Raw genomic sequence first — 25294 nt, 5'->3', positions numbered from 1 at the left:
CGTCCCGGCCCACACGTCACCGACGGACGAACGGGCCGGGACCCCCTCACGGCATCACCGCGTCCCGGCCCACACGTCACCGACGGACGAACGGGCCGGGACCCCCCGTGGGTCCCGGCCCGCACGTCGACGGATCGTCAGCTCGGCGATCCGCCCTGCTTCCGGCGCCGTTCGTCGGCCCTGGCCCGGTCGATGCCGTGGTCCACCTGGTCGAGGAAGAGCCCGTCCTTGATCCTGTCGGTGAAGGTGGCGTCGGTGATTCGAGCAAATCGCTCGCGAATGTTCTCGGCCACTTCTTCGAGCCGGTTCTCCGCCGTGTGCACCGTCTTCTTCGCCGATTCCGCCATGGCTCCCCCTGCCAGGTTCGGACAACGGATTGAGCTGGTTGGCCCCGATTCAGAGGCTATCGAGCAGCCAACTCCCACACCCGGGATTTCCCGAAACCACCACCGCCGCGGCGCGCGACCGCGCCGCCCCACGGCCAGCCGGTGAGCGAGAGAGGGGGCGGATCAGCGGTCGGGGGTGCGGCGGGGGCGCCAGACGACCAGGGCCGTCGAGGTGCGGGGTACCAGGTCGCCGCGCGGGAAGCCGCCCAGCGACTCCAGCTCGGCGATCCGCCGGTAGGCGGCGTCCAGCTCCGCCTCCAGCCGGGCCACCCGCTGCTGGGCCTCCTCCAGCAGCCGTTCCAGGCCGATGATCCGCTTGACTCCGGCCAGGTTGATCCCGTCGTCCTGGCTGAGTCGCTGCACCTCGCGCAGCAGCACCACGTCCCGGACGCTGTACCGGCGGCCGCCGCCGGCCGCCCGGCCGGGCTGTACCAGGCCCAGCCGGTCGTACTGGCGCAGGGTCTGCGGGTGCATCCCCGCCATCCGCGCCGCCACCGAGATCATCAGGACCTTGGCCTCGTAGGCCGGGTCACCCGAGCCGACGAACTCGTCCGACATCCCCGCTCACCTCCGCTGCCATTTCACCCGGTCAACTGAATCGACGCACCCGCGCGTCGAGATGTTCCCGTGCGGCGGGCGGGGTGTGCTCCGTGAACGCCTCCAGCGCCGACCGCGCCTCGTCCGACAGCTTCGCCGGGACCGCCACGTCGAGGGTGACCAGCAGGTCGCCGGCGCGGCCGTCCTTGCGTACGACGCCCTTGCCCCGAGCCCGCAGCACCCGACCGCTGGGCGTGCCCGCCGGCACCCGGAGGGTCACCGTGCCGTCCAGGGTCGGCACCCGTAGGTCGGTGCCGAGAACCGCCTCCGCGAAGGTGATCGGCACGGTCAGGGTGAGATCGTCCCCGGTGCGCCCGAACAGCTCGTCCGGGCGGACCTTCACCTGCACGAACAGGTCGCCCGCCGGCCCGCCGCGCTCGCCGGGCTCACCCCGGCCGGCCAGCCGGATGCGCTGGCCGTCGGCCACCCCGGCGGGGAAGCGGACGTTCAGGGTGCGGGTCTTGGTGACCCCGCCGCTGCCGTGGCACTCCGGGCACTTCTCCTCGACGATGGTGCCCACGCCCTGACAGTTGCGGCACGGCTCGGAGAAGCTGAACGACCCCTGGTTGCGGGTGGTCACCCCGGCACCGTGACAGACCGGACAGGCCTTCGGCTGGGTGCCGGGCTTGGCGCCGGTGCCGTGGCAGGTCTCGCAGACCCCGGCGGAGCGCAGCGTCAGCGGGAGGGTCACCCCACGTACGGCGTCGGTGAAGTCGAGCGCCACCTCGGTCTCGACGTCCCGGCCGCGCGCCGGACCACGGGGGCGGGCCGCACCGCCACCACCACCGCCGCCGCCGGTGAAGATCGAGCCGAACAGGTCGCCCAGACCGCCGCCGCCGAACCGGCCCTCACCGCCACCGGCCGCCCCGCCGAACAGGTCGGAGACGTCGAACGGCACCCCGCCCGGCTGGGCCCCGCCCCGGGCGTTGCGGCGGAACGCGCCCGAGCCGAACAGCGAACGCATCTCGTCGTACTCGCGGCGCTTCTTCTCGTCGCCGAGCACGGCGTACGCCTCGGAGACGGCCTTGAACCGCTCCTCGGCCAACGGGTCACCGGGGTTGTGGTCCGGATGCGACTCCCGGGCCAGCTTCCGGTACGACTTCTTGATCTCGTCCGAGGAGGCGGACTTCTCCACGCCCAGCACGGCGTAGTAGTCCTTCTCAATCCAGTCCTTGGAACTCATCCGTCCACCCCCTTCCACGGGACATGTCCCGGTCGTCCCGCCCGCCCGGTGCGGGCGGGCGGGACGGCACGGGTCGGCACTACTCGGGGTCGGCGACCGCGACCATGGCCGGCCGCAGCAGCCGATCGCCGAGCTGGTAGCCGCGGCGCATGACCTGCACGCAGGTCGGTTCGGTGACATCGGCGGAGGTCTGGTGGGCCACCGCCTCGTGCAGGGTCGGGTCGAATGGGTCGCCCTGCTCACCGAACGCGGTCAGGCCGAACTTGCCCAGCGCGGTGGTGAGCTGATCGGCCACCGAGCCGAAGCCGCCCACCAGGTCGCCGTGCTCGCGGGCCCGGTCCAGGTCGTCGAGGATCGGGAGCAGCGCGGTCAGCACCGTGCCGGTCGCCTGCTCCTGGACCAGGTTGCGGTCCCGGTCGACGCGCTTGCGGTAGTTGGCGTACTCGGCCGTCACCCGCTGGAGGTCGCGGGTCCGCTCCTCCAGCTCGGTCCGTACCGCCTCCAGCTCGGGGCCGAGCGGCGCTTCCGGCTGGGCCGCCTCCTCGGTCGGCTCGGCTGGCGCGTCCACCACGGGCGGGCCGGAGACCGGGGCCTCGGTCTCGATCTCGTCGACCACGACCTCGGTCTCCTCGACCAGCCCCTCGGCCGGCTTGTCGGCGGCGGCGTCGGCCGCGGCGGCGGCAGCCCCGCTCCGCTCGCCGGTCTTGCCGACCTTGCCGATCTTGCGTTTGTCGCGGATGACGACCCGCGGCTCCTCGCCGGCTTCCTGCCCGGCGCTCGCGGAGCCACCCGGCGCCGACCCGGTGGCAGCCGGGTCAGCGGCTCGCGGCTTCTCCGTCATGCGGTTACCTCATCCCTCTGCCGTGCGAACGTGTCCGGGACCGAACGTCATTTCTTGTCCTCGTCCACGATCTCCGCGTCGACCACGTCGTCGGCGCCGCCGGCCGGCTTGCCACCGGTCGCACCCGCGTCCGGCCCGGTCGCACCCGGAGCCTGCTCGCCCTGCTGCGAGTAGAGCAGCGAGCCGGCCTGCTGGGAGACCTGCGCCAGCTTCTCGTGCGCGGCCTTGATCTTGTCGATGTCCTGGCCACCGAGGGCGCTGCGCAGCTCGCCGAGGGCCTCGTTGAGCTGGTCGCGGTTCTCGCTGGGCAGCTTGTCGCCGCTCTCGGCGAGGAACTTCTCGGTCTGCCACTGGAGGGCCTCGGCCAGGTTGCGGGTCTCCGCGTCGTCACGCCGGCGCTTGTCCTCCTCGGCGTGCTCCTCGGCGTCCCGGCGCATCCGCTCGATGTCGTCCTTCGGCAGCGAGGAGCCGCCGGTGATCGTCATCTTCTGCTCCTTGCCGGTGCCCAGGTCCTTGGCGTGCACGTTGACGATGCCGTTGGCGTCGATGTCGAACGTGACCTCGATCTGCGGCACGCCACGCGGCGCCGGCGGCAGGCCGGTCAGCTCGAAGGTGCCGAGCTTCTTGTTGTAGGCCGCGATGTCCCGCTCGCCCTGGAAGACCTGGATCAGCACCGACGGCTGGTTGTCATCCGCCGTGGTGAAGACCTCGGAGCGCTTGGTCGGGATGGTGGTGTTGCGCTCGATGAGCTTGGTGAAGATGCCGCCCTTGGTCTCGATGCCCAGGCTCAGCGGGGTCACGTCGAGCAGCAGGACGTCCTTGACCTCGCCCTTGAGCACACCGGCCTGGAGGGCGGCGCCGACGGCCACGACCTCGTCCGGGTTCACGCCCTTGTTGGGCTCCTTGCCGGTGAGCTGCTTGACCAGGTCGGTCACGGCCGGCATACGGGTCGAGCCACCGACCAGGATGACGTGGTCGACGTCCGAGATCTTGATCCCGGCGTCCTTCACGGCCTGCTCGAACGGGCCCTTGCAGCGGTCCAGCAGGTCCTGCGTCATCCGCTGGAACTCGGCGCGGGTCAGGGTCACGTCGAGGTGCAGCGGACCCGCCGAACCGGCCGTGATGTACGGCAGGTTCATGTTGCTGGTGGTGGCGGCGGACAGCTCGATCTTGGCCTTCTCGGCGGCCTCCTTGAGCCGCTGCATGGCCATCTTGTCCTGCGACAGGTCGATGCCGTGCTCACCGCGGAAGGTCTTCACCAGGTGGTCGATGATCCGCTGGTCCCAGTCGTCACCACCGAGGAGGTTGTCACCGCTGGTGGACTTGACCTCGATGACGCCCTCGGCCAGCTCCAGCAGCGACACGTCGAAGGTGCCACCGCCGAGGTCGAAGACCAGGACGGTCTGCTCCTTGGAGCCCTTGTCGAGGCCGTACGCCAGGGCGGCCGCGGTCGGCTCGTTCACGATCCGCAGCACGTTGAAGCCGGCGATCTCACCGGCCTCCTTGGTGGCCTGGCGCTGGCCGTCGTTGAAGTAGGCGGGGACGGTGATCACCGCGTCGGTGATCTGCTCGCCCAGGTACGCCTCGGCGTCCCGCTTGAGCTTCATCAGCGTACGGGCCGAGATCTCCTGCGGGGTGTACTTCTTGCCGTCGATGTCGACGGTCCAGTTGGTGCCGACCTCCCGCTTGACCGAGCGGATGGTCCGATCGGGGTTGGTCACCGCCTGACGCTTGGCGACCTCACCGACGAGCACCTCGCCGTTGCGGGCGAACGCGACGATCGAGGGGGTCGTCCGCGAGCCTTCAGCGTTGGCGATGACGGTGGGCTCACCGCCCTCGAGAACGCTGACGCAGGAGTTCGTCGTGCCGAGGTCGATGCCGACCGCACGTGCCATGTTCGCTTCCTCGCTTCGTAACGGTTGAGCAGGTCAGGGGCCTGCCCCGGCGGGTCGCCCGCAGCGACCGCACCACAAGTTGAGTGAACTTGACTCAATAGTGCCACGCCGCCGGCAATCCGCAAGTCGAGGTTGAGTCGACCCGACGCAACCTGACCGTTATGACCGTCTGGTTGTCTTAACTTGCGTCGGTCGGGCACGCTTTAGCCGTGACGACGCATGGCGATTCCGCCACCCGGTCCGGCACGCCCGCCGTCGCAGCCCGCACCGGACCCGCTGCCAGGGACGATCCACCCGCCGACCACGCGGACGGGTTACCCACCGCGCTCACCGGCCTGCGGGCCGCGATCGGGGCGGCCCGCTTCCCGTTGGTCCTACCCTCGGCGGAGCCGGCCCGGCAGGCCGCCGCCTGCCTGTCGCACCAGCTCGACGACTACCTGCTGCCCCGGCTCGCCCGCCTCGACGCCCCGCTGCTGGTGGTGGTCGGCGGCTCGACCGGCGCGGGCAAGTCGACACTGGTCAACAGCCTGGTCCAGGCGCGGGTGAGCGCCGCCGGGGTGCTGCGCCCCACCACCCGTTCGCCGGTGCTGGTCTGCAATCCGGCCGACGCCGCCTGGTTCCGCCAGGGCGACCTGCTGCCCGGCCTGACCCGGACCAACGAGCCGAGCGAGAACCCGGGCACCCTGCACCTGGTCACCGCCCCCGCGCTGCCGGCCGGGCTGGCCTTCCTCGACGCGCCCGACATCGACTCGGTGGTCGACGCCAACCGCGCCCTCGCCGGACAGCTGCTGGCCGCCGCCGATCTCTGGCTCTTCGTCACCACCGCCGCCCGGTACGCCGACGCCGTCCCCTGGGAACTGCTGCGCGGCGCGCGGGCCCGGGGCACGGTGATCGCCATGGTCCTGGACCGGGTGCCCCCGGAGGCGATCAACGAGATCGCCGCCCACCTGTCGGAGATGCTCGCCGCCCAGGCCCTGGGCACCGCGCCGCTCTTCGTGCTGCCGGAGACCTGGGTCGACGGGCAGGGGCTGCTGCCCGAGCGGGTCACCGCCCCGCTGAGCGCCTGGTTCGCCCGGCTCGCCGCGGACGCCGAGGCCCGGTCCGCCGTGGTCCGGCAGACCCTCGACGGCGCGCTTGCCGCCCTGCACCCCGCCGTGCTGGAGCTGGCGGAGGCCGCCGACGAGCAGGTCGCCGCCGCCGACGCGCTGGACGAGCGGGTGCGCGCGGCGTACCGGGCGGCGGAGCGCACCGTCGACCAGGGGCTCAGGGACGGCCGGCTGCTCCGCGGCGAGGTGCTGGCCCGCTGGCAGGAGTTCGTCGGCACCGGCGAGTTCTTCCGCACCCTGGAGGCGCGGATCGGCCGGCTGCGGGACCGGATGGTCGCGGCGGTCACCGGGCGTACGGCCCCCGCCGCCGAGCTGCGGACGGCCATCGAGTCCCAGCTCGTGACGCTGCTGCGCGGGGTGGCCGCCGAGGCGGCGGAGACCGCGTACACCGGGTGGAAGGCGCACCCGGCGGGCGCGGAGCTGCTCGAACCGGAGCTCGCCCACGCCTCGGAGGACCTGCCCGGGCGCGCCGAGCGACTGGTCCGCGACTGGCAGCGGGCGGTGCTGGAGCTGGTCCAGAGCGAAGGGGGCGACCGCCGTCTCGTGGCCCGCACGGCCGCGTACGCGGTCAACGCGACCGGCCTGGCCGTCATGATCGGGGTCTTCGCCTCCACCGCCTTCATCCCCACCGGGCTGGAGGTCGCCACCGGCGCCGGCACCGCGGTCGCCGGGCAGGCGGTCCTCCAGGCGATCTTCGGCGACCAGGCGGTCCGAAACCTGGCGATCAAGGCCCGGCGCGACCTGCTCGACCGGATCAGCGGGCTGCTGGCCGAGGACGCCGCCCGGTTCCTCGCCCGCACCGAGGCGGCCCGGCCGGCCGCCGAGACCGGTGCCACCCTGCACCGGGCGGCCGGCGCGGTGGAGAAGGCCCGGCACCGCAGCGGGCTGACCCGGCCGGGCGAGCCGGTGCTGCCGACGGTCAACCCGGGTGGCACCGGGTGAGCACGCCACGGGACGGGGGCCGCGGGTGAGCAACATCGCCGATCGGATGCGCGAGGCGTTCCGAGGCGAACAGCGCGTCGACCCGGATGCCCTGATCGCGCGCCTGCGGGCGCTCCAGCGCTTCCTCCAGGCGGTGGACGGCCAGGTGCCGGACGCCCAACTGGTCGCCGCGCACACCGCGGTCGAGCGGGCCGGCACCCGGCTCGCCCTCTCCGGGCACCACACCGTGGTCGCCCTGGCCGGGGCGACCGGCAGCGGCAAGTCGAGCCTGTTCAACGCCCTGGCCCGGCTGGACCTCTCGCCGGTCGGCGTACGCCGGCCGACGACCGGGGTGGCGCACGCCTGCGTGTGGGGGCCGCTGGACGGCGCGTCCCGGCTGCTCGACTGGATCGGGGTGCTGCCCCGGCATCGGTTCGTCCGGGAGAGCGCCCTCGACGGCGACGACGAGGCGGCACTGCACGGCCTGGTCCTGCTGGACCTGCCCGACTTCGACTCGGTGCAGCACGCCCACCGGCTGGAGGTGGACCGGCTGCTCGGACTGGTCGACCTGGTGGTCTGGGTGGTCGACCCGCAGAAGTACGCCGACCGCGTGATCCACACCAGCTACCTGCGCGAGTTCCACCGGCACCGGGACGTGACGGTGGTGGTACTCAACCAGGCGGACCGGCTGCCCCCGGCCGAGCTGCCCCGGGTCCTCGACGACCTGCGCCGGCTGCTCGACGCCGACGGGCTGACCGGGGTGCCGCTGCTGCCCACGGTCGCGGTGGACCCGGCCGGGCTGGACGGGCTCCGCCCCGAGCTGGAGCGCACGGTCACCGAACGCCAGGCCGCGCTGCGCCGGCTGGCCGGCGACGTGGACACCGTGGTGGCCGGGCTGGAACCGCTGGCCGGGCCGGAGGCGCCCCGCACCGGCCCGGGTGACGCTTCGGCACGAGAACTCACCGCCGCGCTGGCCGGGGCGGCCGGGGTGCCGACCGTGGCCGAGGCGGTCGAGGCCGCGTACCGGCACCGGGCCGGCGGAACGACGGGCTGGCCACTGGTACGCGGCTGGCGGCGGCTCCGGCCGGACCCGCTGCGCCGGCTGCACCTCACCTCCGGGGGTGCGGACGCGCCGGCGGAGAGCCTGGTCGCGGCGACCTCCGTACCCGATCCCACCGCCGCGCAGCGCTCGGCGCTCAACCTGGCCATCCGCGCGGTGGCCGACCGTTCCGCCGCCGACCTGCCGGCGCCCTGGCCGGCGGCGGTGACCGCCGCGGCCCGGTCCCGGCTGGCCGACCTGCCGGACGCGCTGGACCACGCGGTGGCCGCCACCGACCTGGGCATGGCACGGCGACCCACCTGGTGGCGGGTGGTGGGCGGCCTCCAGTGGCTGGTCACCGTCGCCGCGGCGGCCGGGCTGGGCTGGCTGGTGCTCGGCTACGTGCTGCGCGCGCTCGGTCTGCCCGCGCTGGAGAGCCCGCGGCTCGGCGAGGTGCCCTGGCCGACCGTGCTGCTCCTCGGCGGCCTGCTCGCCGGGCTGCTGGTCGCGGCGCTGGCCCGGCCGGTGACCGGGTGGGCGGCGCGGCACGCCCGGCAGCGGGCCGAAGGCCGGCTGATGACCTCGGTGGGCAGCGTCGGGGAGAAGTACGTGCTGGATCCGGTCTGGGCGGTGCTGGCCCGGTACACCGAGGCCCGGGAGGCGCTGCGGGAGGCCGCCCGACGCTGAGCCCGGCGTGCTGTGCAGTGCCCGGGCCGGCCGAGCAGCGTAGGGTCGGGGCATGGCCACGCCACAGACCCCTTACGAGGCGGTGCTGCACGCCGCTCGCGACGTGACGAGGCTCGACTCCGCCCTCGACGCGGAGATGCTCGGCGCCGCGCTGCTCGGCAGTGTCTACGCCGTCGCGGAGACCGACCGGGAGACCGCCGTCCGCGAGTTCGTCGCCGGGTTCCTCGCCGCCACGTCGCGCCGGCGCAGCGCCGCCGCGACCACCATCCGCGCCGTCTTCGCCGCGCTGGTCCCGGACGCCGAGGGCGCCGCCCGGGTCCGCCCCGGCGCGTACTCCCCGGCCTGGGCCGCGCAGCTCGGGCGGGTGCGCCTCACCGGCGCCTGGGCCTACGGTGACGTCTACGGCGACCAGACCTCCTACCTGGCCACCTTCGCCTACGACGACGCCGAGGGCGGGCCGGAGCACGCCGTGGTGGCCCTGGTCGACCACAACATCGGCATCGCCAAGGACGTCTTCGTCGGCGGGCCGGCCGGGCGGATCGTCGAGCAGGCCCGGGAGATCTGCACCGAGGACGAGTTCACCTGGTTCCGGACCGAGGATCCGGCCCGGATGTACGCGGAGGTGAGCCGGCACCTGGAGGTCACCGACGACCTCGGCGAGCTGCCCGCCCAGGGCTCGCTGGCCACCGACCGGGCGTTGGTCGGCGCGCGGCTGGCCGCCCTGCCCGGCCGGGCCGTGGCCGCCGGGGCGCGGGAGGTGCCGCCGCCCACCGACGAGGAGCGGACCCGGCTGGTCCGGGCCTTCCTCGGCTCACCCGAGGCCGCCCGGTTCGGCCTGGACGCGGTGGCCGACGCGGAACTGGCCTCGCTGCACTTCTGCCTGGGCCTGCTGCTCGACCACGCGGCGAGCTTCCCGGACGCGGACCCGATGCGCTGGAGCCCGACGGTCGCCGAACTGTTCCTGCTCGACTGGGTGCATCGCCGGGCCGTGCTGGACATGGACGACGCCGCACTGCTGCCCCGGGTGTTGCGCGGCTGGGCGGCGTACGCGGCCCGCCAGCGGGGGCTGCCGGCCGCGGCGGCCCGCCGCACGGACGAGGCGATCGAGGAGATGGTCCCCGAGTTCGCCCGGCTCTACAGCACCGGCGAACGGCGCAGCCCGGCCACGGCAGCGGTCGCCCAGCTGATGGCCGACGGCGTCGATCCGGACGACCCGGCCGCGCTGGACGCCTGGATCGAGGCCAACCGGCACCGCCTCACCGACGACCCGGCCTGAGCCAGCCGCGCCAGCGATCCGGGCTCGGGCCTTGGTCTGCGATGGGGCAGGCAGTCGACGCGGGCGGCGCCTCCGGCGCGCCGGCCGACGGCGGAGTGCCGACGGGGTCGGTCGGCGTCGGCTCCGCGCCGGTGGCCCTCGGCGTCGGCGTCGCGCCGGTGGCGGTCGGGGGATCGCCGGCCGGCCCGGAGAAGGTGCTGGTCGGTTCGCTCGTGGGACGCGGTGACGGATCCGGCGGAACCGGCCCGGAGGCCGACGGCGACGGCGAGGCTGCGGGGACGCGCGGCGGGCGCGGCGAGGCGGTCCGGGTGGCGCCAACGGGCCCGGGGGCGGACGGCGGCCCGGCCGGCCGGAACCTCCGGTGCCCACCGGGGTCGCGGTCGTCGGGCAGCGCCAGGACGGCCGGCGCCGCCACCTGCACTGGCCACGGCGTGCCGGTTGCGGCGGGGCTACGGCTGGGCCGGAGCGGGGGTTGGGTCCCGTTGGGCAGGGGAACCACCACCGGGCCGATCGATGGAGTCGGGATGAACGGCGTGCTGTTGTCCGGCGGTGCGCTGTTGCCCACGGTGGCCGACCCGGTGCTGATCGCGGCCAGGATCGGCATGGACGCGGTGCCGGCGAGCAGCGCGACGGTGAAGAGGTAGCCGCGGCTCGGGCCGCCCAGGCCGGCTGCGCGGTGCGCCCCGATCAGCCGGCGGTAGGCACCCGGCGGCCCCACCCGGTGCCGGTCGAGGAAGGAGGTGCCGGGATCTTCCGCTGGCTCGGACACCGGCATCCACTCCTCGCACCTCGGCCCGCATTCGGGACTAACTGGGACAGAATCGACGCAAGTCAGCTTGCCCCAGTAACCCTCAGTCCACCAGACACCACAGCGTGTCGACACACCTGTTGTCCGACGGCGACGGGTCGACTCAAGCGACAAAACCGCCATGCGTCGCGAACCAGACGGAAACTCACGGGCAGGGGAGGCCATACTGTGGGACCCCTCACCTCCTCTGCAATCATTCAGGCACGACGGCAACGCAGCCGCCACCTCCGCGCATCCTGCGGCTGGTGCGGAACGGCGCCGGCGCTCCCGGGCCGGGTCGCTCCATGCACCCGGCTCACGCCGCGCGGCAACCCTCACCGGGGCTAGGCGCGGCCGCCAGGAGACCAGCCCGGCTCGAGCCGGGCGGCGCATGATGTGCGCGCGGCACGGGTCACCCCCGACGCGGCGCAGACCAGACAGGGAGAGACGGATGGCAAAGGGCGACCCCGGGGTCACCAGCCGCGGCCGGCGGGCTGCACCCCGTTCCAAGCGTGCCGCCGACGCAGGCGGGCCGGAACTCGTACAGCTGCTCACGCCCGAGGGCGAGCGGATCGAAAGCGCGCTCGGCCCGGACGGGACCGAGTACCGCGTCGACTTCACCGACGAGGAGTACCGCGGGCTCTACCGCGACCTCGTGCTGGTCCGCAAGCTCGACGCCGAGGCCACCGCCCTGCAGCGCCAGGGCGAGCTGGGCCTCTGGGCCAGCCTGCTGGGCCAGGAGGCGGCCCAGGTCGGCGCCGGCCGGGCGCTGCGTACGCAGGACATGGCCTTCCCGACCTACCGGGAGCACGGCGTCCTCTACTGCCGGGGCATCGACCCGATCATGCCGCTCGGCCTGTTCCGCGGCGTCGACCAGGGCGGCTGGGACCCGAACGAGTTCAAGTTCAACATGTACACGATCGTCATCGGGGCGCAGACCCTGCACGCGGCCGGGTACGCCATGGGCGTCGCCATGGACGGCAAGACCGGCGGCGACGACGGCGAGGCGGTGATCGCCTTCTTCGGTGACGGCGCCACCAGCCAGGGTGACGTCAACGAGTCGTTCGTCTGGGCCAGCGTCTTCAATGCCCCGCTGGTGTTCTTCTGCCAGAACAACCAGTATGCGATCTCGGAGCCGCTGGAGCGGCAGACCCGCGTCCCGCTGTACAAGCGGGCGGGCGGCTTCGGCTTCCCCGGCGTCCGGGTGGACGGCAACGACGTGCTCGCGTCGTACGCGGTGACCCGGCACGCGATGGACAACGCGCGGCACGGCCAGGGGCCGAGCCTGATCGAGGCGTACACCTACCGGATGGGGGCGCACACCACCTCCGACGACCCGACCCGCTACCGGATCGCCAGCGAGGTCGAGGCCTGGCAGGCCAAGGACCCGATCGCCCGGATGAAGGCGTTCCTGACCAAGCAGCAGATCGTCGACGAGTCGTTCTTCGCCGACGTCGACGAGCAGGCCCGCACCGAGTCGGTGCACCTGCGCGAGCGGGTGCTCGCCATGCCCGACCCGCAGCCGGTGACGATGTTCGACCACGTCTACCCGAACGGGTCGCCCGAGCTCGACGAGCAGCGGGAGCAGTTCAGCAAGTACATGGCGTCGTTCGAGGGGAGCGCGCACTGATGGCCACGGAGACCCTCACCCTCGGCAAGGCCCTCACCTCCGGCCTGCGCAAGGCCATGGAGAACGACCCGAAGGTCGTCATCATGGGCGAGGACGTCGGCAAGCTCGGCGGCGTCTTCCGGATCACCGACGGCCTGCAGAAGGACTTCGGCGACCAGCGGGTGATCGACACCCCGCTCGCCGAGTCCGGCATCATCGGCACCGCGGTCGGCCTGGCCATCCGCGGCTTCCGGCCGGTCTGCGAGATCCAGTTCGACGGCTTCGTCTACCCGGCCTACGACCAGATCGTGTCGCAGGTGGCGAAGATGCACTACCGCTCGCAGGGCAAGGTGCGGATCCCGATGGTCATCCGGATCCCGTACGGCGGCGGCATCGGCGCGGTCGAGCACCACTCGGAGTCACCGGAGGCGTACTTCGCGCACACCCCTGGCCTGAAGGTGGTGACCTGCGCGAACCCGCAGGACGCGTACACGATGATCCAGCAGGCCATCGCCTCGGACGACCCGATCGTCTTCCTGGAGCCCAAGCGGCGCTACTGGGAGAAGGGCCCGGTCGAGCTGGACGCCCCGCTGTCCGGGGCGTACCCGCTGCACTCGGCCCGGGTCGCCCGGCCGGGCACCGACGTCACCGTGCTGGCGTACGGGCCGATGGTGCGTACCGCCCTGGACGCGGCCACCGCCGCCGCCGAGGACGGCCGGGAGCTGGAGGTCATCGACCTGCGCTCGCTCTCCCCGCTGGACCTGTCCGCCGCGTACGAGTCGGTGCGGCGCACCGGCCGGTGCGTGGTCGTCCACGAGGCCCCGGGCAACCTGGGCCTCGGCTCCGAGATCGCGGCCCGGATCACCGAGGAGTGCTTCTACTCCCTGGAGTCCCCGGTGCTGCGGGTCACCGGCTACGACACCCCGTACCCGGCCGCCCGGGTCGAGGAGGAGTACCTGCCCGACCTCGACCGGGTGCTCGACGCCGTCGACCGCACCTTCGGTTGGTGAGTGGAATGTCACGGATCAAGGAATTCAACCTCCCCGACCTGGGCGAGGGCCTGACCGAGGGCGAGATCCTCGCCTGGCTGGTCAAGGTGGGCGACGTCATCGAGCTGAACCAGCCGATCGTCGAGGTGGAGACCGCCAAGGCGGCGGTCGAGATCCCGGCGAAGTGGGCCGGCCAGGTGCACGCGATCTTCCACCCGCAGGGGGCCACCATCGAGGTCGGCACCCCGATCATCGCGATCGACACCGACCCGGGCGCCGGGCCGATCGAGGAGTCCGGGCCCACCCCGTCGGCGGCCTCGCTGGCCGCCGTCGAGGTCGCGCCCGAGGAGGGCATGGTCGAGCCGGGCCTGATCGGTGGCGTCGCCCCGGGTGGGCGTACCGCTGTGCTGGTCGGTTACGGCCCGCGGACCACCGCGGCCAAGCGTCGCCCGCGCAAGGGTGGCGTCCCGCCGCAGGCACCGGTGCCGACCCCGGCCGCTCCGGTGGCGGCCGCTCCGGTGGCGGCCGCTCCGGTGGCGGCCGCTCCGGTGGCGGCCCAGGCCGCGCCGGTCGCGTCGCTGGCGCCGGCGGTGAACGGCACCAGCCGCTCCGGTGGGCTCGTGCTGGCCAAGCCGCCGGTCCGCAAGCTCGCCAAGGACCTCGGCGTCGATCTGACCACGCTGACCGGCTCGGGTCCGCTGGGCTCGATCAGCCGGGAGGACGTACAGCGGGCGGCGTCGGCCCCGGCGGCGGCCGAGCCGCTGGCGGTCGGCACCCCGGCCACGTCGGCGGCGAGCTTCGGCGCGGACCGCGAGCAGCGCATCCCGGTCAAGGGGGTACGCAAGCTCACCGCCGAGAACATGTCCCGCTCGGCGTTCACCGCCCCGCACGTGACGGAGTTCCTGACCGTCGACGTGACCCGGGCGATGAAGGCCCTGGACCGGCTCCGCGGGCGGCGCGAGTGGCGGGACGTACGCGTCTCCCCGCTGCTGCTGGTCGCGAAGGCGGTGCTGCTGGCGGTCAAGCGCCACCCGATGGTCAACTCGACCTGGGCCGGCGACGAGATCGTGGTCAAGGAGTACGTCAACCTGGGCATCGCGGCGGCCACCGAGCGCGGCCTGATCGTGCCGAACATCAAGGACGCCGGTCGGCTCTCGCTGCGCGAGCTGGCGGACGCGATGACCGAGCTGGTGCAGACCGCCAAGGCGGGCCGGACCTCTCCGGCCGACATGTCGGGCGGGACGCTGACCATCACCAACGTCGGCGTCTTCGGCGTCGACACCGGTACGCCGATCCTGCCCCCGGGCGAGTCCGCGATCCTGGCCTTCGGCGCGGTGCGGGAGCTGCCGTGGGTGCACAAGGGCAAGGTCAAGCCGCGCCTGGTCACCACGCTTGGCCTCTCCTTCGACCACCGGATCATCGACGGTGAACTCGGCTCGAAGTTCCTCCGCGACATCGGGGACTTCTTGGCCGATCCGGAGGCGGCGCTGCTCGCCTGGACCTGACGGTCCACGACATCCGGCGACGGCCGGTGTGCCAGGGGTTAACGCCCGGCACACCGGCCGTTGCCGTTGGGGGACAGATCGTCGGTTCGACAAGGCCGTCAACCTACGATCCTTAGGTCAGTGGTTCAGCTCACCTAACAATCGATGGAAGTTGGCCGCGTAATGCGGTTCAATAGAGACATCAAGGGGCTGACAACCGAATAGCCAGGAGGAGAGACCCAGATGAGCATGATCGAGCGAATCCGTAACCGCCGTGACGCCAACCGCCGTGCCCGCGCCATCGAGCACGCGCTGCGTTCCGCCAACTCCCCCGCGGTCCGCCAGGAGCTGATCGCCATCGCCCAGCGTCACCTCGGCTGACGCTCTCGTACCTTTCTCACCTCCTCCAGTTCGAAGGCCCGCCCGGTCCAACCGGGCGGGCCTTCGGCGTCTCACGTCGATAGACACCGGGATTCCACCTCGCAGCGACGCCCGGTACGGTGGGGCTCGGTCGCCACCCGCCCGCCGCCCGGACCGATCGCGCCGACAGAAACCGATCGACAGCATCCGGTGACGGCGAGTGACGACCGGTGCTCCCCCGGGCGCCTCCCGGCGGCCACCCGATACGGTGCGGGGAGCCCGCACGGCCGGTACCCGCCGGCGACCCCGGCCGACGGTCCCGAGCGGCATCGGCGGCCGACATGTGATGGAGGAGGCGCACCCATGACGTCCGAGGCCCCGCACCGACCCGGCCAGGAGCCGGGCGAGGTGTCGCCGGGCGCCGGCGGACCGGCGCCGTACGGCGACCGCCCGGCGCAGCAGGACAACGGGCACCCCGGAGCTGCCGACCTCGGCTGGGCCCCACCCCCACCGGCCGGGTCACCCGCCCAGCCGACCCCCGCCTGGGCCACCCCCGACGACCAACGTCCCGCCTGGGCGGAGCAGGGCGGCCAGCCCGCCACCGGGCGAGCCTCCGCGCAGGTGCCACCGACCGGTGAGCCGGGCGGATGGACCGCTTCCCCCCAGCCCGCCTGGGCCGCGTCCGAGCAGGCCGGACCGGCCTGGGGCGCGCCGGAGCAGGGTACGCCCGGATGGGCCGCCGCCCCACCGGCGCCGTCCGGGGAGCAGGCGCCCGCCTGGGCTGCCGCCCCGCCGAACGCTTCCCCCGAACCGGCCCCGCCCGCCTGGTCGGCACCGGCCGAGCAGGCCGGGTCCGCGTGGGGCGCCGCCCCCGGGCCGGCTCCCGGGCAGAGCGAGCAGCCGGCCTGGGCGCAGCATGACGAGCCGAGTGCCCGCGGAGCCGCCCAGGTCCCCGCGCCGCACGAGCCGTGGGCAACTCCCGCCGGCCAGCAGGACGAGGCCCCTGCCGGGGGCTGGAGCCCCTCGAACGGTCCGCAGCACGATGACCCGGCGCGGTCGGGCGGCTGGGCCGCCGCGACCGGCCCGCAGGAGGACCACTCCGGCGGCTGGTCCGCCGGAGCCGGCGCCCCGCAGCAGGACGACCCGAACCGGTCCGGCGGCTGGGGCGCGCCACCGCAGGACGACCAGCCGGCCTGGGGCCAGCAGGCGGAGGCAGCCGCCCCGGCCTGGGCCTCGGCCGAGCCGACCGCCCGCGCCGCCGCCAAGGTGCCGGTGCCGGGCGCAGCAGCCGACAACGGCTGGCCGGCGACCCAGGACAACCCGGATCGGTCCGGCGGCTGGTCCGCCGGGCAGGCCGAAGCTTCACAGCCGTGGGCCGCCCCGGAGGAGCAGCGCCCCGCGTGGGACGCCGCCCCGGCCGCCGCACAGCAGCACGACCAGGACCGGCCGGCGGACGAGGCGACACAGGCCGGCGACCGGCCCGAGTCCGGCGCCTGGGCCCCGGCCCGCGCCAGCGTCTCGGTCCCCGCCGCCGACTCCACGTCGACGTGGGGCGGTAATCAGGACAACCCGGCGCAGTGGACGCCCGAGCAGCACGCCATCCCGGACGCCGAGCCGTGGGCACCGGGTGAGGCGTGGGGACGGCCCGCCGAGGCCGGTCCGGACGAGTCGCCGTCAAACGGCTGGGAGCCGGCCCGCGCCGAGGAGGCCCCGGTCTACCAGCCCGCCCCGGGCCCGGGCATCTCCCCGGCCAACGCGGTGCCGCTGCCGGCGCAGGAGCAGCGGGTGCCGGGTGCCGCCCTGGCCGCCTCGCCGCCCGCCGACTACGCGCCGCCGGCGCCGTTCGAGCCGGCCAACCAGGGGTACGAGCCGGAGCAGTCCGGTTGGGGTACGCCGGAACCGGCGCACGAGGAGCCGCAGTCGCCGGCCGGCCCGGTGTTGCCCGGCCCGCGTACCTCGCCGGAGTCCGGCGCGGCCGGTGCCGTCTCGGCCAGCGCCTCGGTGCCGATGGGCAGCCGGGTGACGCCACCGACCGACCAGCCGCTGCACCAGGCCGGCGTACCGGCCCCGCAGCCCCGGGTGTACGGCCGGCCGGCCCGCCCCGAACCGGACGACGTTCCCGGCCAGGACGCCCCGAGCAGCTTCGACGAGCCCGGCCCACGCTTCGAGGAGCCGGTGCCGTCCTCCCCTGCCGGCCCGCCGCCGTTCCCGCCCGGCATGCCGAACTTCGTGGACCCGGCCGGCAACAACCGGCCGGTCAACGGCGTGCACCCACAGGACGACCCGCGCCCCAGCGACCCGTTCGGCGGACCTGCCGGCCAGCCCAACCCGTTCGGCGGACCCGGCGGCCAACCCGACACCTTCGGTGCACCCGGCGGCCAACCCGATTCCTTCGGTGCACCTGGCGGCCAACCCGATTCCTTCGGTGCACCCGGTGGCCAGCCCAACCCGTTCGGCGGACCCGGCGGCCAACCTGACCCCTTCGGCGGACCTGGCGGACAACCTGACCCCTTCGGCGCGCCCGGCCAGGCCAACCCGTTCGGCGCGCCTGGCGGCCAACCTGACCCCTTCGGCGCGCCCGGCCAGGCCAACCCGTTCGGCGGACCCGGCGGCCAACCCGACCCGTTCGGCGCGCCCGGCGGCCAGGCCAACCCGTTCGGCGCGCCCGGCAGCGGTCGCGCGTCCGTCGGCGTACCCGGACCGGGTGCGATGGGCCAGGCAGGCCCGGGTGGCTTCCCGCCGCCGGCCCAGCCGGCGCCGCCGGCATGGTCGCAGGGCCAGGCCAACGGGCCGGAGCAGGGCCGCTTCGACCAGTTCAAGCCGGAGACCGAGCCGCAGGCCGAGGCGCCCGCCCCCAAGATCCGTAACGGCCGGGTGCTGGCCGCCGTACTGGTCGCGGCGGTGCTGATCCTGGCCATCCCGCTCGGTCTGCTCAGCCTGCTCGGCAAGATCGGTGGCAGCGACAACGAGCCGGCTCCGTTCAACCCGGCCGTGGGCGCCTGCATCAAGCAGTCCGGCGCGGGCGCGGCCCAGGCCGACTGCGCCGAGCCCGGCGCGTTCAAGGTCGTCGCCAAGGTCGCGAGCAAGGACAAGTGCGCCGACCCGACGCAGCCGCAGGTGGTGCTCCCCGGTGACGGCACGGACCGGGTGCTCTGCCTCACGCCGGCCGACAAGTAGCAGCTCGTACGCGGCGGGGTCACGGGTCACCGTGACCCCGCCGTCGTACGTTCCGGGTGTGATCCTCCCGACCCGGTGGCGGTACCGGCCAGCGCCACCCGGGCAGTGAAGCGGCCACCTCCTGGCTGAGTTCGGCGGCGACCAGCCCCCAACAGCCCTGGCAGACCGATTCCTGGGCTGGACTCGCCCGCGCGGCTTGCCTGGCGGGAAGCGCGGGGAGCGGTGTCGCGTACGCCTCCCCGCCTCCCCGTCCGACCGGCTGGCGGCCGCCGGTACGGCACGATGGGGTCATGAGCGCACGCGTACGCGCCCCCGAGCTGCGGGGCCGAGCATGGCTGAACACCGGCGGGAAGGCCGTCACCCTGGCCGACCTGCGGGGCAAGATCGCCTTGTTGGACTTCTGGACCTTCTGCTGCATCAACTGCCTGCACGTGCTCGACGAGTTGCGCCCGCTCGAGGAGAAGTACGCCGACGTGCTCGTGGTCATCGGCGTGCACTCGCCAAAGTTCGAGCACGAGAAGGACCCGGACGCGCTGGCGGCGGCCGTCGAGCGGTACGGCGTGCACCACCCGGTGCTCGACGACCCCGAGCTGGACATGTGGCAGCAGTACGCGGCGAAGGCCTGGCCGACCCTGTCGGTGGTCGACCCCGAGGGCTACGTGGTCGCCACCATGGCCGGCGAGGGGCACGCCGAGGGGCTGGCCAAGTTGATCGACGAGCTGATCACCACCCACGAGGCGAAGGGCACCCTGCACCGGGGCGACGGCCCGTACGTCCCGCCGGCGGAACCGGAGACCGCGCTGCGCTTCCCCGGCAAGGCCGTGGTGCTCGACGGCGGCAACCTGCTGGTCTCCGACTCGGCCCGGCACAGCCTGGTGGAGCTGGCCCCCGATGGCGAGAAGGTGTTGCGCCGGATCGGCGCGGGCACCCGCGGCCACGCCGACGGCTCGGCGGAAGCCGCCACCTTCTCCGAGCCGCAGGGGCTCTGCCTGCTACCCACGCACGTGGCCGAGGTGGCCGGGTACGACCTGGTCGTCGCGGACACCGTCAACCACCTGCTGCGCGGCGTGAAGCTGGCGACCGGCGAGGTGGTCACGGTGGCCGGCACCGGGCGGCAGTGGCGGTCGACGGTCGACGACCACGCGCACGACGCGCGCTCGGTCGACCTCTCCTCCCCGTGGGACGTCGCCTGGTACGACGGCAGGGTCGTCGTCGCGATGGCCGGCATCCACCAGCTCTGGTGGTTCGACCCGATCAGGCGGACCGCCGGCATGTACGCCGGCACCACGGTCGAGGCGCTGAAGGACGGCCCGCTGCCGGAGGTGTGGATGGCCCAGCCGTCCGGCCTCTCCGTCTCGGCCGACGGCACCCGGCTCTGGCTCGCCGACAGCGAGACCAGCGCGGTCCGGTACGTCGAGGGCGGGTTGATGCACACCGCGGTCGGCCAGGGGCTCTTCGACTTCGGGCACGTCGACGGACCGGCCGACCGGGCGCTGCTCCAGCACCCGCTGGGGGTGTGCGCGCTGCCCGACGGCTCGGTGCTGATCGCCGACACGTACAACGGGGCGGTGCGCCGCTTCGACCCGGCGACCGAACAGGTGGCCACGGTGGCGGACGGGCTCGCCGAGCCGAGCGACGTGGTGCTCACCGGTGAGGGCGACGTGCTCGTGGTCGAGTCGGCCGCGCACCGGCTGACCCGGCTGGCCCCGGGTGCGCTCAGCGCGGCGGGCGCGAGCACGGTGGACGGCCCCCGGCACAAGCTGGAACGCAAGCCGACCGCCGTGGCGGCGGGCGAGCTGACCCTCGACGTGATCTTCACGCCGGCGCCGGGGCAGAAGCTGGACGAGACGTACGGGCCGTCGACCCGGCTGGTGGTCTCGGCGTCCCCGCCCGAGCTGCTGGTCGAGGGGGCCGGGACGGGCACGGAGCTGTCCCGCCGCGTGGTGGTCGACGGCGCGGTGGCACAGGGCGTGCTCCAGGTGACCGCCCAGGCGGCCACCTGCGACGCCGACGTCGAGCACGCCGCCTGCCACCTGACCCGGCAGGACTGGGGCGTCCCGATCCGAGTGGTCGACGGCGGCGCCACCCGCGTCCCCCTGATCCTCCGCGGCCTCGACGAGTCCTCCCGGGGTTGATCCACTCCTTGTGCCGCAAGTGGTGGTCTCCGAATCCACAGAGGCCACCACATCCCGCACATGGAGTCGATCAAGACCCGCGCGGCGCGGACGAGGGCGCGCGGGCTCTGGTCAGGCGAAGGGGGCGGGGGTGACGCCGGTGTCGATGAGGGCGGCGCGCACCAGCTCGGCGCAGCGCACCGCGCCCGGGGTGTCGCCGTGCAGGCAGATCGACTCGACCACGCACGGGACGACGCTGCCGTCGACCGCGACCACGGTCCGCTCGGTGGCCATCCGGACGGCCCGGACTGCCATTTCGTCCGGGTCGGTGACCAGCGCGTTCGGGGCGCTCCGAGGCACCAGCGTGCCGTTGGGCAGGTAGTTCCGGTCGGCGAAGCCCTCGGCGACCACCCGCAGCCCGGCACCGGCGGCGAGTTGGGCGAGCACCGAACCGGGCGGGCAGAGCAGGGGCAGCTCGTGGTCGTACGCGCTGACGGCGGCGACCAGCGCGGCGGCCTGGGCCTCGTCGGCGGCCGCCGCGTGGTAGAGCGCGCCGTGCGGCTTGAGGTAGCGGATCCGGGTGCGGAACAGCCGGCAGAACGCGTCGAGCGCCCCGAGCTGGTAGATCGTCTCGTCGCGCAGCTCGGCGAAGTCGTACGCGATGTGCCGCCGGCCGAAGCCGGCGAGGTCCCGGTAGCCGACCTGGGCGCCGACCGCGACTCCCCGCTCGGCGGCGCCGGCGCAGACCCGGTGCATCGTGGACGGGTCGCCGCCGTGGAAGCCGCAGGCGACGTTGGCGGAGGTGACCAGCTCCAGCAGAGCTTCGTCGTCGCCGAGCCGCCAGATGCCGAATCCCTCGCCGAGGTCAGCGTTGAGGTCCATGGAACAAGACCGTAGTCCCCGGGCGGGCCTGCGCGAGCGGGGTCACGTCGTCCACCACCCCGATCACCGGGTAGCCGCCGGTGGTCGGGTGGTCGGCCAGGAAGATCAGCGGTTGCCCGTCGGGCGGCACCTGCACCGCGCCGAGGACGAGGCCCTCGCTGGGCAGTTCGCCGGCCACCGCGCGGGGCAGGGCCGCGCCGACCAGTCGCGCGCCGACCCGGTTGCTCGCCGGACTGATCGTGTACGGGGTGCCGAGCAGCAGGTCCAGCGCGGCGGGGGCGAACCAGTCCCGCCGGGGGCCGGGGTGTACGGCCAACCGCAGCCGGTCGGGGAGGGGTGGGCCGGGGGTGACGTCCACCGGGGCGGGCGGGCCGTCGGGCTCACCGAGGGGCAGCCGGTCGCCGTCGCGTACCGGGGGTGGGCCGAGGCCGGAGAGGGTGTCGGTGGCGCGGCTGCCGAGCACCGGCTCGACCGCGATCCCGCCGCCGACCGCGAGCCAGGTACGTAGCCCGGCGCGGGCGGGGCCGATCCGCAGCAGCGCCCCGGCGAGCAGCGACAGCGGCCGGCCCAGGTCGCCCGGCCGCCGGTCGACGCGGACGTCCACCTCCGCTCCGATGAGCGCCACGGTGGCGGCCCGGCCGAACCGCAGCGTGCAGCCGGTCAGGGTGATCTCCAGGCCGGCGGCGGTCTCCGGGTTGCCGACGAGGCGGTTGGCCAGGCGCAGCGCGGCCGGGTCGAGCGCGCCGGAGCGGGGCACGCCGAGGTGGGCGTGTCCGGGGCGGCCCTGGTCCTGCACGGTGGTGAGGGCACCGGCCCGGAGCACCTCGATCATGCCGGCACCAGCCGTACCCGGGTGCCGGGGGTGAGCCGGGCCGGCGGGTCGGCGTGCACGTCGAAGAGGACCAGGTCGGTCCGCCCGACCAGCAGCCAGCCGCCGGGCGAGGCGGTCGGATAGATCCCCGCGTACGGGCCGGCCAGCGCGACCGAGCCGGCCGGCACCCGGGTACGCGGGGTGGCCAGCCGGGGCACGGCCAACTTCGCCGGCAGCCCGGTGAGGTACGCGAACCCGGGCGCGAACCCGCAGAACGCCACCCGGAACTCGGTACGCCTCAGCCGCCGCACCACGGCTGGCACGTCAACGCCCCAGTGGGCGGCGACGCCGGGCAGGTCCTCCCCGTCGTACACGGTAGGGACGTGGACCTCGGCGGCGTTGGACTCGGCGGTGCCGCCCAGCGGGGTCCAGCCGGAGATCCGCCTGGCGGCCGCCGCCGGGTCCGGTACGCCGTCGAGCAGCACCGTGGCCGCCGCGGGGACGATCTCGACGGCGCTCAGTTCGCCGGCCTCGCGGCGGCGCCACAGCTCGGCCCGCCACGCCTGGACCTGCTCGGGGTCGTCGCAGTCGAGCAGCAGGGCGTGCGCGCCGACGGGTCGGATCCGCATCCCGCCATACTCGCGGATCGAGCCGTTGGCCAGGGTCCTCCGGCCGTTCGGAAGTCGTGACAGTGAACACTACCTACAGGTAACCTACGGTGCCGTAGCCTATTGCCGTGACCACCTCCGCACCGCTTCGGCTCAAGCCGGTCGACATCGGTAAACCCCGGATGCGCGGCTGGCTGCATACCTACGCGTTCTTCGTCGCGCTCGTCTGCGGCATCGTGCTCTGTTCGATCGCCGCCGCCCGGCCCGGCCTGGCGCCCCTGGTCAGCTGCCTGATCTACAGCCTGACCGTGTGCGGTCTCTTCGGCACCAGCGCGCTCTACCATCGCCGGGTCTGGTCGAAACGCGGCTACCAGATCATGCGCCGGATGGACCATTCGATGATCTTCTTGTTCATCGCCGGCACGTACACCCCGTTCTGCGCGCTGCTGCTGAACACCCGGCAGGCGACCGTCATGCTCGGCCTGGTCTGGGGTGGGGCGCTGTTCGGGGTGGCGTTGAAGCTGATCTGGCCGCATGCGCCGCGCTGGGTCTCCGCGCCGCTCTACCTGGCCCTCGGCTGGGTCGCGGTGGCGATGCTGCCGGAGATCCTGCGCTCCGGCGGGGTCACCGCCCTGGTGCTGCTGGTCGTCGGAGGCGCGGTCTACAGCGTCGGCGCGGTCTTCTACGCGCTGCGCCGGCCGAACCCCTGGCCGACCGTCTTCGGCCACCACGAGTTCTTCCACGCCTGCACCCTGGTCGCGGCGATCTGCCACCACATCGCGATCTACTTCGCGATCTTCGCCTGACCCCCGGGCCGGGCACCGCTGGCCGACCCGTGCCGTCGGCCGTTCAGGGCCCGACGAGTCGACGGCCCGGCGGCACGGTTCGAGGGCCCACGCCGTCGCGGGCCCTCGATGTCGCTCCGGCGGCCGGTTCAGGCCGGGTAGCCCGGGCGGCGCACCTCGCGGTACTCCTCGCGCACGACCCGGTCGTCCTGCGCCGGCACCACGGGCTCGGCGACGACCTGCTCGCGCACCGGCGCGGCGACGACGGTACGCCGCCGGCTGTTCCAGAAGTAGAGCGTGATGACGAGGCCGATGACGCCGGCGAGCATGAGCACCCAACCGACGACGTTCAGGTTCAGCCATCCCAGGTTGGCGTCGACGGCGAACGCGAAGATCGCGCCCAGCGCGATGAGAAAGATACTGGCACCGATGCCCATGACGTCGCCTCCTTGGCGTTCTGCTGGCGTTTCCTACCCGCCGCGGCCATGGATGAGGTAGCGGCAGCCATCGACTTACCCAGGCGTTCTGATCGCCAATCAGGCAAGCTGTGCCCATGACGGACGGCAGGAACCAGCAACGGACACTGGTGCTGCTCCGGCACGCCAAGGCCGAGCAGTCCCGGGACGCACCGGACACGGAACGCCCGTTGACGGCGCGGGGACATGCCGATGCGGCGGCGGCCGGCGCTTGGCTGGCCCGGCACGCTCTCCTCCCCGACCTGGTGCTCTGCTCGACCGCCCGGCGCACCCGGCAGACCTGGCACGGGGTGGCGTTGGGCATGACCGGATCCCCGCCGGAAGGGGGACCGGCGGGGTCGGCCCCGGTGGTGCGCTACGAGGCGGTCGTCTACGAGGCGCAGCCGGACGAGCTGCTGGAGCTGGTCCGGGGGGTCGCGCCGGACACCGGCACCATCCTGGTGATCGCCCACAACCCGGGCATCTCGCTGCTCTCGGCTGTACTCGATCCACAGCGGGCGGATCCGGAGGGCCTGCGCACCACCGACCTGGTGGTCCACCGTCCCACCAGCCCATGGGCCGCCCTGGCGCCCGGCACCGCCCCCATCACCGTCCGCCACACCGCCCGCGGCTGAGGGGCGACCGCCCGGCGCCGATCAGCATGCTGTGGCACCTGGCACGAGCCGCGGGCAGGACAAACGGCTACCACTCCATGATCGACGCGCCGGGCGGCGGTGGCGTTCGGAAGGGCAGGGCGTGCGGGGCGGCGACGTCGACCGCCCAGACGACCGGCCGGCGACGAAGGGTCAGGAGGGCGGGGCGGTGGGCGGTGGCGGGTCGGGCGGGGGCGGCATCATCGCCGTCGGATGGGAGAGCCGGTTCTCCTCCACGATCAGCGTGCGTGCCCGCTTGCGCCGGTCCTGCCAGAACCAGAGCGTGGTGAGCAGGACGGCCAGCCCGGCCAGGATGAACACCCAGCCGACCGCGCGCAGGTCGATCCACCAGACGTTGGCCCGGATCGCAAAGGTCATGATCGCGCCGAGCGCGATCAGGAAGATTCCACTACCAATGCCCATGTGCGCTGCACTCCCTCGTGCGGTGGCCGTTGGGTGTGCCCTGTCGTGGTCCGCGACGGTTACCCGTCAGGCGAGCGGCCTACCCGGCCCGCCCCGCCAATTCCCCGGACTCCACCCCCGGTCGCGGCACATTGCGCTATCGGCCTGGGCGCTGCCCGACCTGGTCCACGGCGTGTCCGCACACGGTGGAATCCGTTGATCCACTCCATGTGCGGCACGTGATGGC

At 73.8% G+C, this 25294-nt stretch carries 22 protein-coding genes; 11 read left to right on the top strand and 11 right to left on the bottom strand.

The window, feature by feature from the left end:
* Positions 1-137: 137 nt before the first annotated feature.
* The 5 genes from ACIRG9_RS10540 to dnaK all read right to left on the bottom strand — a co-directional run bounded on the left by ACIRG9_RS10540 (position 138) and on the right by dnaK (position 4902).
* Positions 138-347: a hypothetical protein gene (locus ACIRG9_RS10540; protein WP_402853268.1), complete on the bottom strand. Its 210-nt coding sequence runs from the start codon at positions 345-347 to the stop codon at positions 138-140.
* Positions 348-509: 162 nt separating this feature from the next.
* Entirely contained in the window at positions 510-944 is a 435-nt protein-coding gene (locus ACIRG9_RS10535; RefSeq protein WP_402853265.1) for a heat shock protein transcriptional repressor HspR, read from the bottom strand.
* A gap of 31 nt (positions 945-975) precedes the next feature.
* Positions 976-2166 carry a molecular chaperone DnaJ gene (gene dnaJ, locus ACIRG9_RS10530; RefSeq protein WP_402853263.1) on the bottom strand — a complete coding sequence of 397 codons (1191 nt, stop codon included), beginning with the start codon at positions 2164-2166 and terminating at the stop codon, positions 976-978.
* A 79-nt stretch (positions 2167-2245) separates the two neighbouring features.
* Entirely contained in the window at positions 2246-3007 is a 762-nt protein-coding gene (gene grpE / locus ACIRG9_RS10525; protein WP_402853260.1) for a nucleotide exchange factor GrpE, read from the bottom strand.
* A 47-nt stretch (positions 3008-3054) separates the two neighbouring features.
* Positions 3055-4902: a molecular chaperone DnaK gene (dnaK, locus tag ACIRG9_RS10520; protein ID WP_402853257.1), complete on the bottom strand. Its 1848-nt coding sequence runs from the start codon at positions 4900-4902 to the stop codon at positions 3055-3057.
* 209 nt (positions 4903-5111) lie between these two features.
* Here dnaK and ACIRG9_RS10515 point away from each other — a divergent pair, with 209 nt between their 5' ends.
* Genes ACIRG9_RS10515 through ACIRG9_RS10505 form a run of 3 tightly spaced genes read left to right on the top strand, consistent with a single transcriptional unit; the run spans position 5112 to position 9931 of the window.
* The gene (locus ACIRG9_RS10515) at positions 5112-6950 is read left to right on the top strand and encodes an ABC transporter (RefSeq protein WP_402853254.1); all 1839 of its coding nucleotides are present in this window, start codon (positions 5112-5114) and stop codon (positions 6948-6950) included.
* Positions 6951-6996: 46 nt separating this feature from the next.
* A complete protein-coding gene (locus ACIRG9_RS10510) occupies positions 6997-8655 on the top strand; it encodes a GTPase (RefSeq protein ID WP_402854224.1) in 1659 nt (552 codons plus the stop codon).
* Between the two features lie 52 nt (positions 8656-8707).
* Positions 8708-9931: a hypothetical protein gene (locus tag ACIRG9_RS10505; protein ID WP_402853251.1), complete on the top strand. Its 1224-nt coding sequence runs from the start codon at positions 8708-8710 to the stop codon at positions 9929-9931.
* Here ACIRG9_RS10505 and ACIRG9_RS10500 read toward each other — a convergent pair.
* Positions 9912-10700: a hypothetical protein gene (locus ACIRG9_RS10500; RefSeq protein WP_402853248.1), complete on the bottom strand. Its 789-nt coding sequence runs from the start codon at positions 10698-10700 to the stop codon at positions 9912-9914. The genes ACIRG9_RS10505 and ACIRG9_RS10500 overlap by 20 nt on opposite strands.
* Before the next feature lie 469 nt (positions 10701-11169).
* Here ACIRG9_RS10500 and pdhA point away from each other — a divergent pair, with 469 nt between their 5' ends.
* The 6 genes from pdhA (at position 11170) to ACIRG9_RS10470 (ending at position 20472) form a co-directional block, all read left to right on the top strand.
* Complete coding sequence (pdhA, locus tag ACIRG9_RS10495) at positions 11170-12348, top strand: pyruvate dehydrogenase (acetyl-transferring) E1 component subunit alpha (RefSeq protein ID WP_402853246.1); 1179 nt, start codon at positions 11170-11172, stop codon at positions 12346-12348.
* Positions 12348-13337, top strand: coding sequence for an alpha-ketoacid dehydrogenase subunit beta (locus ACIRG9_RS10490; RefSeq protein ID WP_402853243.1), 990 nt, complete (start codon positions 12348-12350; stop codon positions 13335-13337). The genes pdhA and ACIRG9_RS10490 overlap by 1 nt, the downstream gene beginning before the upstream one ends.
* A gap of 5 nt (positions 13338-13342) precedes the next feature.
* The gene (locus ACIRG9_RS10485) at positions 13343-14821 is read left to right on the top strand and encodes a dihydrolipoamide acetyltransferase family protein (protein ID WP_402854222.1); all 1479 of its coding nucleotides are present in this window, start codon (positions 13343-13345) and stop codon (positions 14819-14821) included.
* A gap of 222 nt (positions 14822-15043) precedes the next feature.
* Complete coding sequence (locus ACIRG9_RS10480; protein WP_402853240.1) at positions 15044-15181, top strand: hypothetical protein; 138 nt, start codon at positions 15044-15046, stop codon at positions 15179-15181.
* A gap of 342 nt (positions 15182-15523) precedes the next feature.
* Positions 15524-18337, top strand: coding sequence for a hypothetical protein (locus ACIRG9_RS10475; RefSeq protein ID WP_402853237.1), 2814 nt, complete (start codon positions 15524-15526; stop codon positions 18335-18337).
* Positions 18338-18627: 290 nt separating this feature from the next.
* Positions 18628-20472 (top strand): NHL domain-containing thioredoxin family protein, encoded by a 1845-nt coding sequence (locus ACIRG9_RS10470; RefSeq protein WP_402853234.1) that lies wholly within the window; start codon positions 18628-18630, stop codon positions 20470-20472.
* 111 nt (positions 20473-20583) lie between these two features.
* Here ACIRG9_RS10470 and ACIRG9_RS10465 read toward each other — a convergent pair whose 3' ends face one another.
* Genes ACIRG9_RS10465 through ACIRG9_RS10455 form a run of 3 tightly spaced genes read right to left on the bottom strand, consistent with a single transcriptional unit; the run spans position 20584 to position 22773 of the window.
* Positions 20584-21333, bottom strand: a complete 750-nt coding sequence (locus ACIRG9_RS10465) for a LamB/YcsF family protein (protein ID WP_402853231.1) — start codon at positions 21331-21333, stop codon at positions 20584-20586.
* Complete coding sequence (locus tag ACIRG9_RS10460; RefSeq protein ID WP_402853229.1) at positions 21317-22165, bottom strand: biotin-dependent carboxyltransferase family protein; 849 nt, start codon at positions 22163-22165, stop codon at positions 21317-21319. Before ACIRG9_RS10460 ends, ACIRG9_RS10465 begins: the two co-directional genes overlap by 17 nt.
* On the bottom strand, positions 22162-22773 hold the full coding sequence (locus ACIRG9_RS10455; RefSeq protein WP_402853227.1) for an allophanate hydrolase subunit 1: 612 nt from the start codon (positions 22771-22773) through the stop codon (positions 22162-22164). Before ACIRG9_RS10455 ends, ACIRG9_RS10460 begins: the two co-directional genes overlap by 4 nt.
* Before the next feature lie 107 nt (positions 22774-22880).
* Between ACIRG9_RS10455 and ACIRG9_RS10450 the strand changes: the two genes are divergently transcribed.
* Positions 22881-23558: a hemolysin III family protein gene (locus ACIRG9_RS10450; protein WP_402853224.1), complete on the top strand. Its 678-nt coding sequence runs from the start codon at positions 22881-22883 to the stop codon at positions 23556-23558.
* A 128-nt stretch (positions 23559-23686) separates the two neighbouring features.
* On the opposite strand, the gene ACIRG9_RS10445 is transcribed toward ACIRG9_RS10450, so the two are convergent.
* On the bottom strand, positions 23687-23974 hold the full coding sequence (locus ACIRG9_RS10445) for a DUF6458 family protein (protein ID WP_402853222.1): 288 nt from the start codon (positions 23972-23974) through the stop codon (positions 23687-23689).
* Between the two features lie 116 nt (positions 23975-24090).
* Between ACIRG9_RS10445 and ACIRG9_RS10440 the strand changes: the two genes are divergently transcribed.
* Positions 24091-24627, top strand: a complete 537-nt coding sequence (locus ACIRG9_RS10440; RefSeq protein ID WP_402853219.1) for a SixA phosphatase family protein — start codon at positions 24091-24093, stop codon at positions 24625-24627.
* Between the two features lie 171 nt (positions 24628-24798).
* Here ACIRG9_RS10440 and ACIRG9_RS10435 read toward each other — a convergent pair whose 3' ends face one another.
* Entirely contained in the window at positions 24799-25068 is a 270-nt protein-coding gene (locus tag ACIRG9_RS10435; RefSeq protein WP_067300694.1) for a DUF6458 family protein, read from the bottom strand.
* Positions 25069-25294 lie beyond the last annotated feature (226 nt).

Origin of the sequence: Micromonospora sp. NPDC093277 (assembly GCF_044765245.1) — a bacterium.
Classification (GTDB): Bacteria; Actinomycetota; Actinomycetes; order Mycobacteriales; family Micromonosporaceae; genus Micromonospora.
The sequence above is the reverse complement of the archived record's forward strand: the minus strand, read 5'-3'. Positions and strand labels throughout refer to the sequence as shown.

Excerpts from the sequence above, each read along its gene's own strand:
- ACIRG9_RS10490 (WP_402853243.1), top strand. The coding sequence starts at position 12,348 with ATGGCCACGGAGACCCTCACCCTCGGCAAGGCCCTCACCTCCGGCCTG.
- ACIRG9_RS10505 (WP_402853251.1), top strand. The coding sequence starts at position 8,708 with ATGGCCACGCCACAGACCCCTTACGAGGCGGTGCTGCACGCCGCTCGC.
- ACIRG9_RS10475 (WP_402853237.1), top strand. The coding sequence starts at position 15,524 with ATGACGTCCGAGGCCCCGCACCGACCCGGCCAGGAGCCGGGCGAGGTG.
- ACIRG9_RS10535 (WP_402853265.1), bottom strand. The coding sequence starts at position 944 with ATGTCGGACGAGTTCGTCGGCTCGGGTGACCCGGCCTACGAGGCCAAG.
- ACIRG9_RS10510 (WP_402854224.1), top strand. The coding sequence starts at position 6,997 with ATGCGCGAGGCGTTCCGAGGCGAACAGCGCGTCGACCCGGATGCCCTG.
- ACIRG9_RS10480 (WP_402853240.1), top strand. The coding sequence starts at position 15,044 with ATGAGCATGATCGAGCGAATCCGTAACCGCCGTGACGCCAACCGCCGT.
- ACIRG9_RS10485 (WP_402854222.1), top strand. The coding sequence starts at position 13,343 with ATGTCACGGATCAAGGAATTCAACCTCCCCGACCTGGGCGAGGGCCTG.
- ACIRG9_RS10465 (WP_402853231.1), bottom strand. The coding sequence starts at position 21,333 with ATGGACCTCAACGCTGACCTCGGCGAGGGATTCGGCATCTGGCGGCTC.
- dnaK (WP_402853257.1), bottom strand. The coding sequence starts at position 4,902 with ATGGCACGTGCGGTCGGCATCGACCTCGGCACGACGAACTCCTGCGTC.
- ACIRG9_RS10435 (WP_067300694.1), bottom strand. The coding sequence starts at position 25,068 with ATGGGCATTGGTAGTGGAATCTTCCTGATCGCGCTCGGCGCGATCATG.
- grpE (WP_402853260.1), bottom strand. The coding sequence starts at position 3,007 with ATGACGGAGAAGCCGCGAGCCGCTGACCCGGCTGCCACCGGGTCGGCG.
- ACIRG9_RS10445 (WP_402853222.1), bottom strand. The coding sequence starts at position 23,974 with ATGGGCATCGGTGCCAGTATCTTTCTCATCGCGCTGGGCGCGATCTTC.
- ACIRG9_RS10470 (WP_402853234.1), top strand. The coding sequence starts at position 18,628 with ATGAGCGCACGCGTACGCGCCCCCGAGCTGCGGGGCCGAGCATGGCTG.
- ACIRG9_RS10460 (WP_402853229.1), bottom strand. The coding sequence starts at position 22,165 with ATGATCGAGGTGCTCCGGGCCGGTGCCCTCACCACCGTGCAGGACCAG.
- ACIRG9_RS10440 (WP_402853219.1), top strand. The coding sequence starts at position 24,091 with ATGACGGACGGCAGGAACCAGCAACGGACACTGGTGCTGCTCCGGCAC.
- dnaJ (WP_402853263.1), bottom strand. The coding sequence starts at position 2,166 with ATGAGTTCCAAGGACTGGATTGAGAAGGACTACTACGCCGTGCTGGGC.
- ACIRG9_RS10455 (WP_402853227.1), bottom strand. The coding sequence starts at position 22,773 with ATGCGGATCCGACCCGTCGGCGCGCACGCCCTGCTGCTCGACTGCGAC.
- pdhA (WP_402853246.1), top strand. The coding sequence starts at position 11,170 with ATGGCAAAGGGCGACCCCGGGGTCACCAGCCGCGGCCGGCGGGCTGCA.
- ACIRG9_RS10540 (WP_402853268.1), bottom strand. The coding sequence starts at position 347 with ATGGCGGAATCGGCGAAGAAGACGGTGCACACGGCGGAGAACCGGCTC.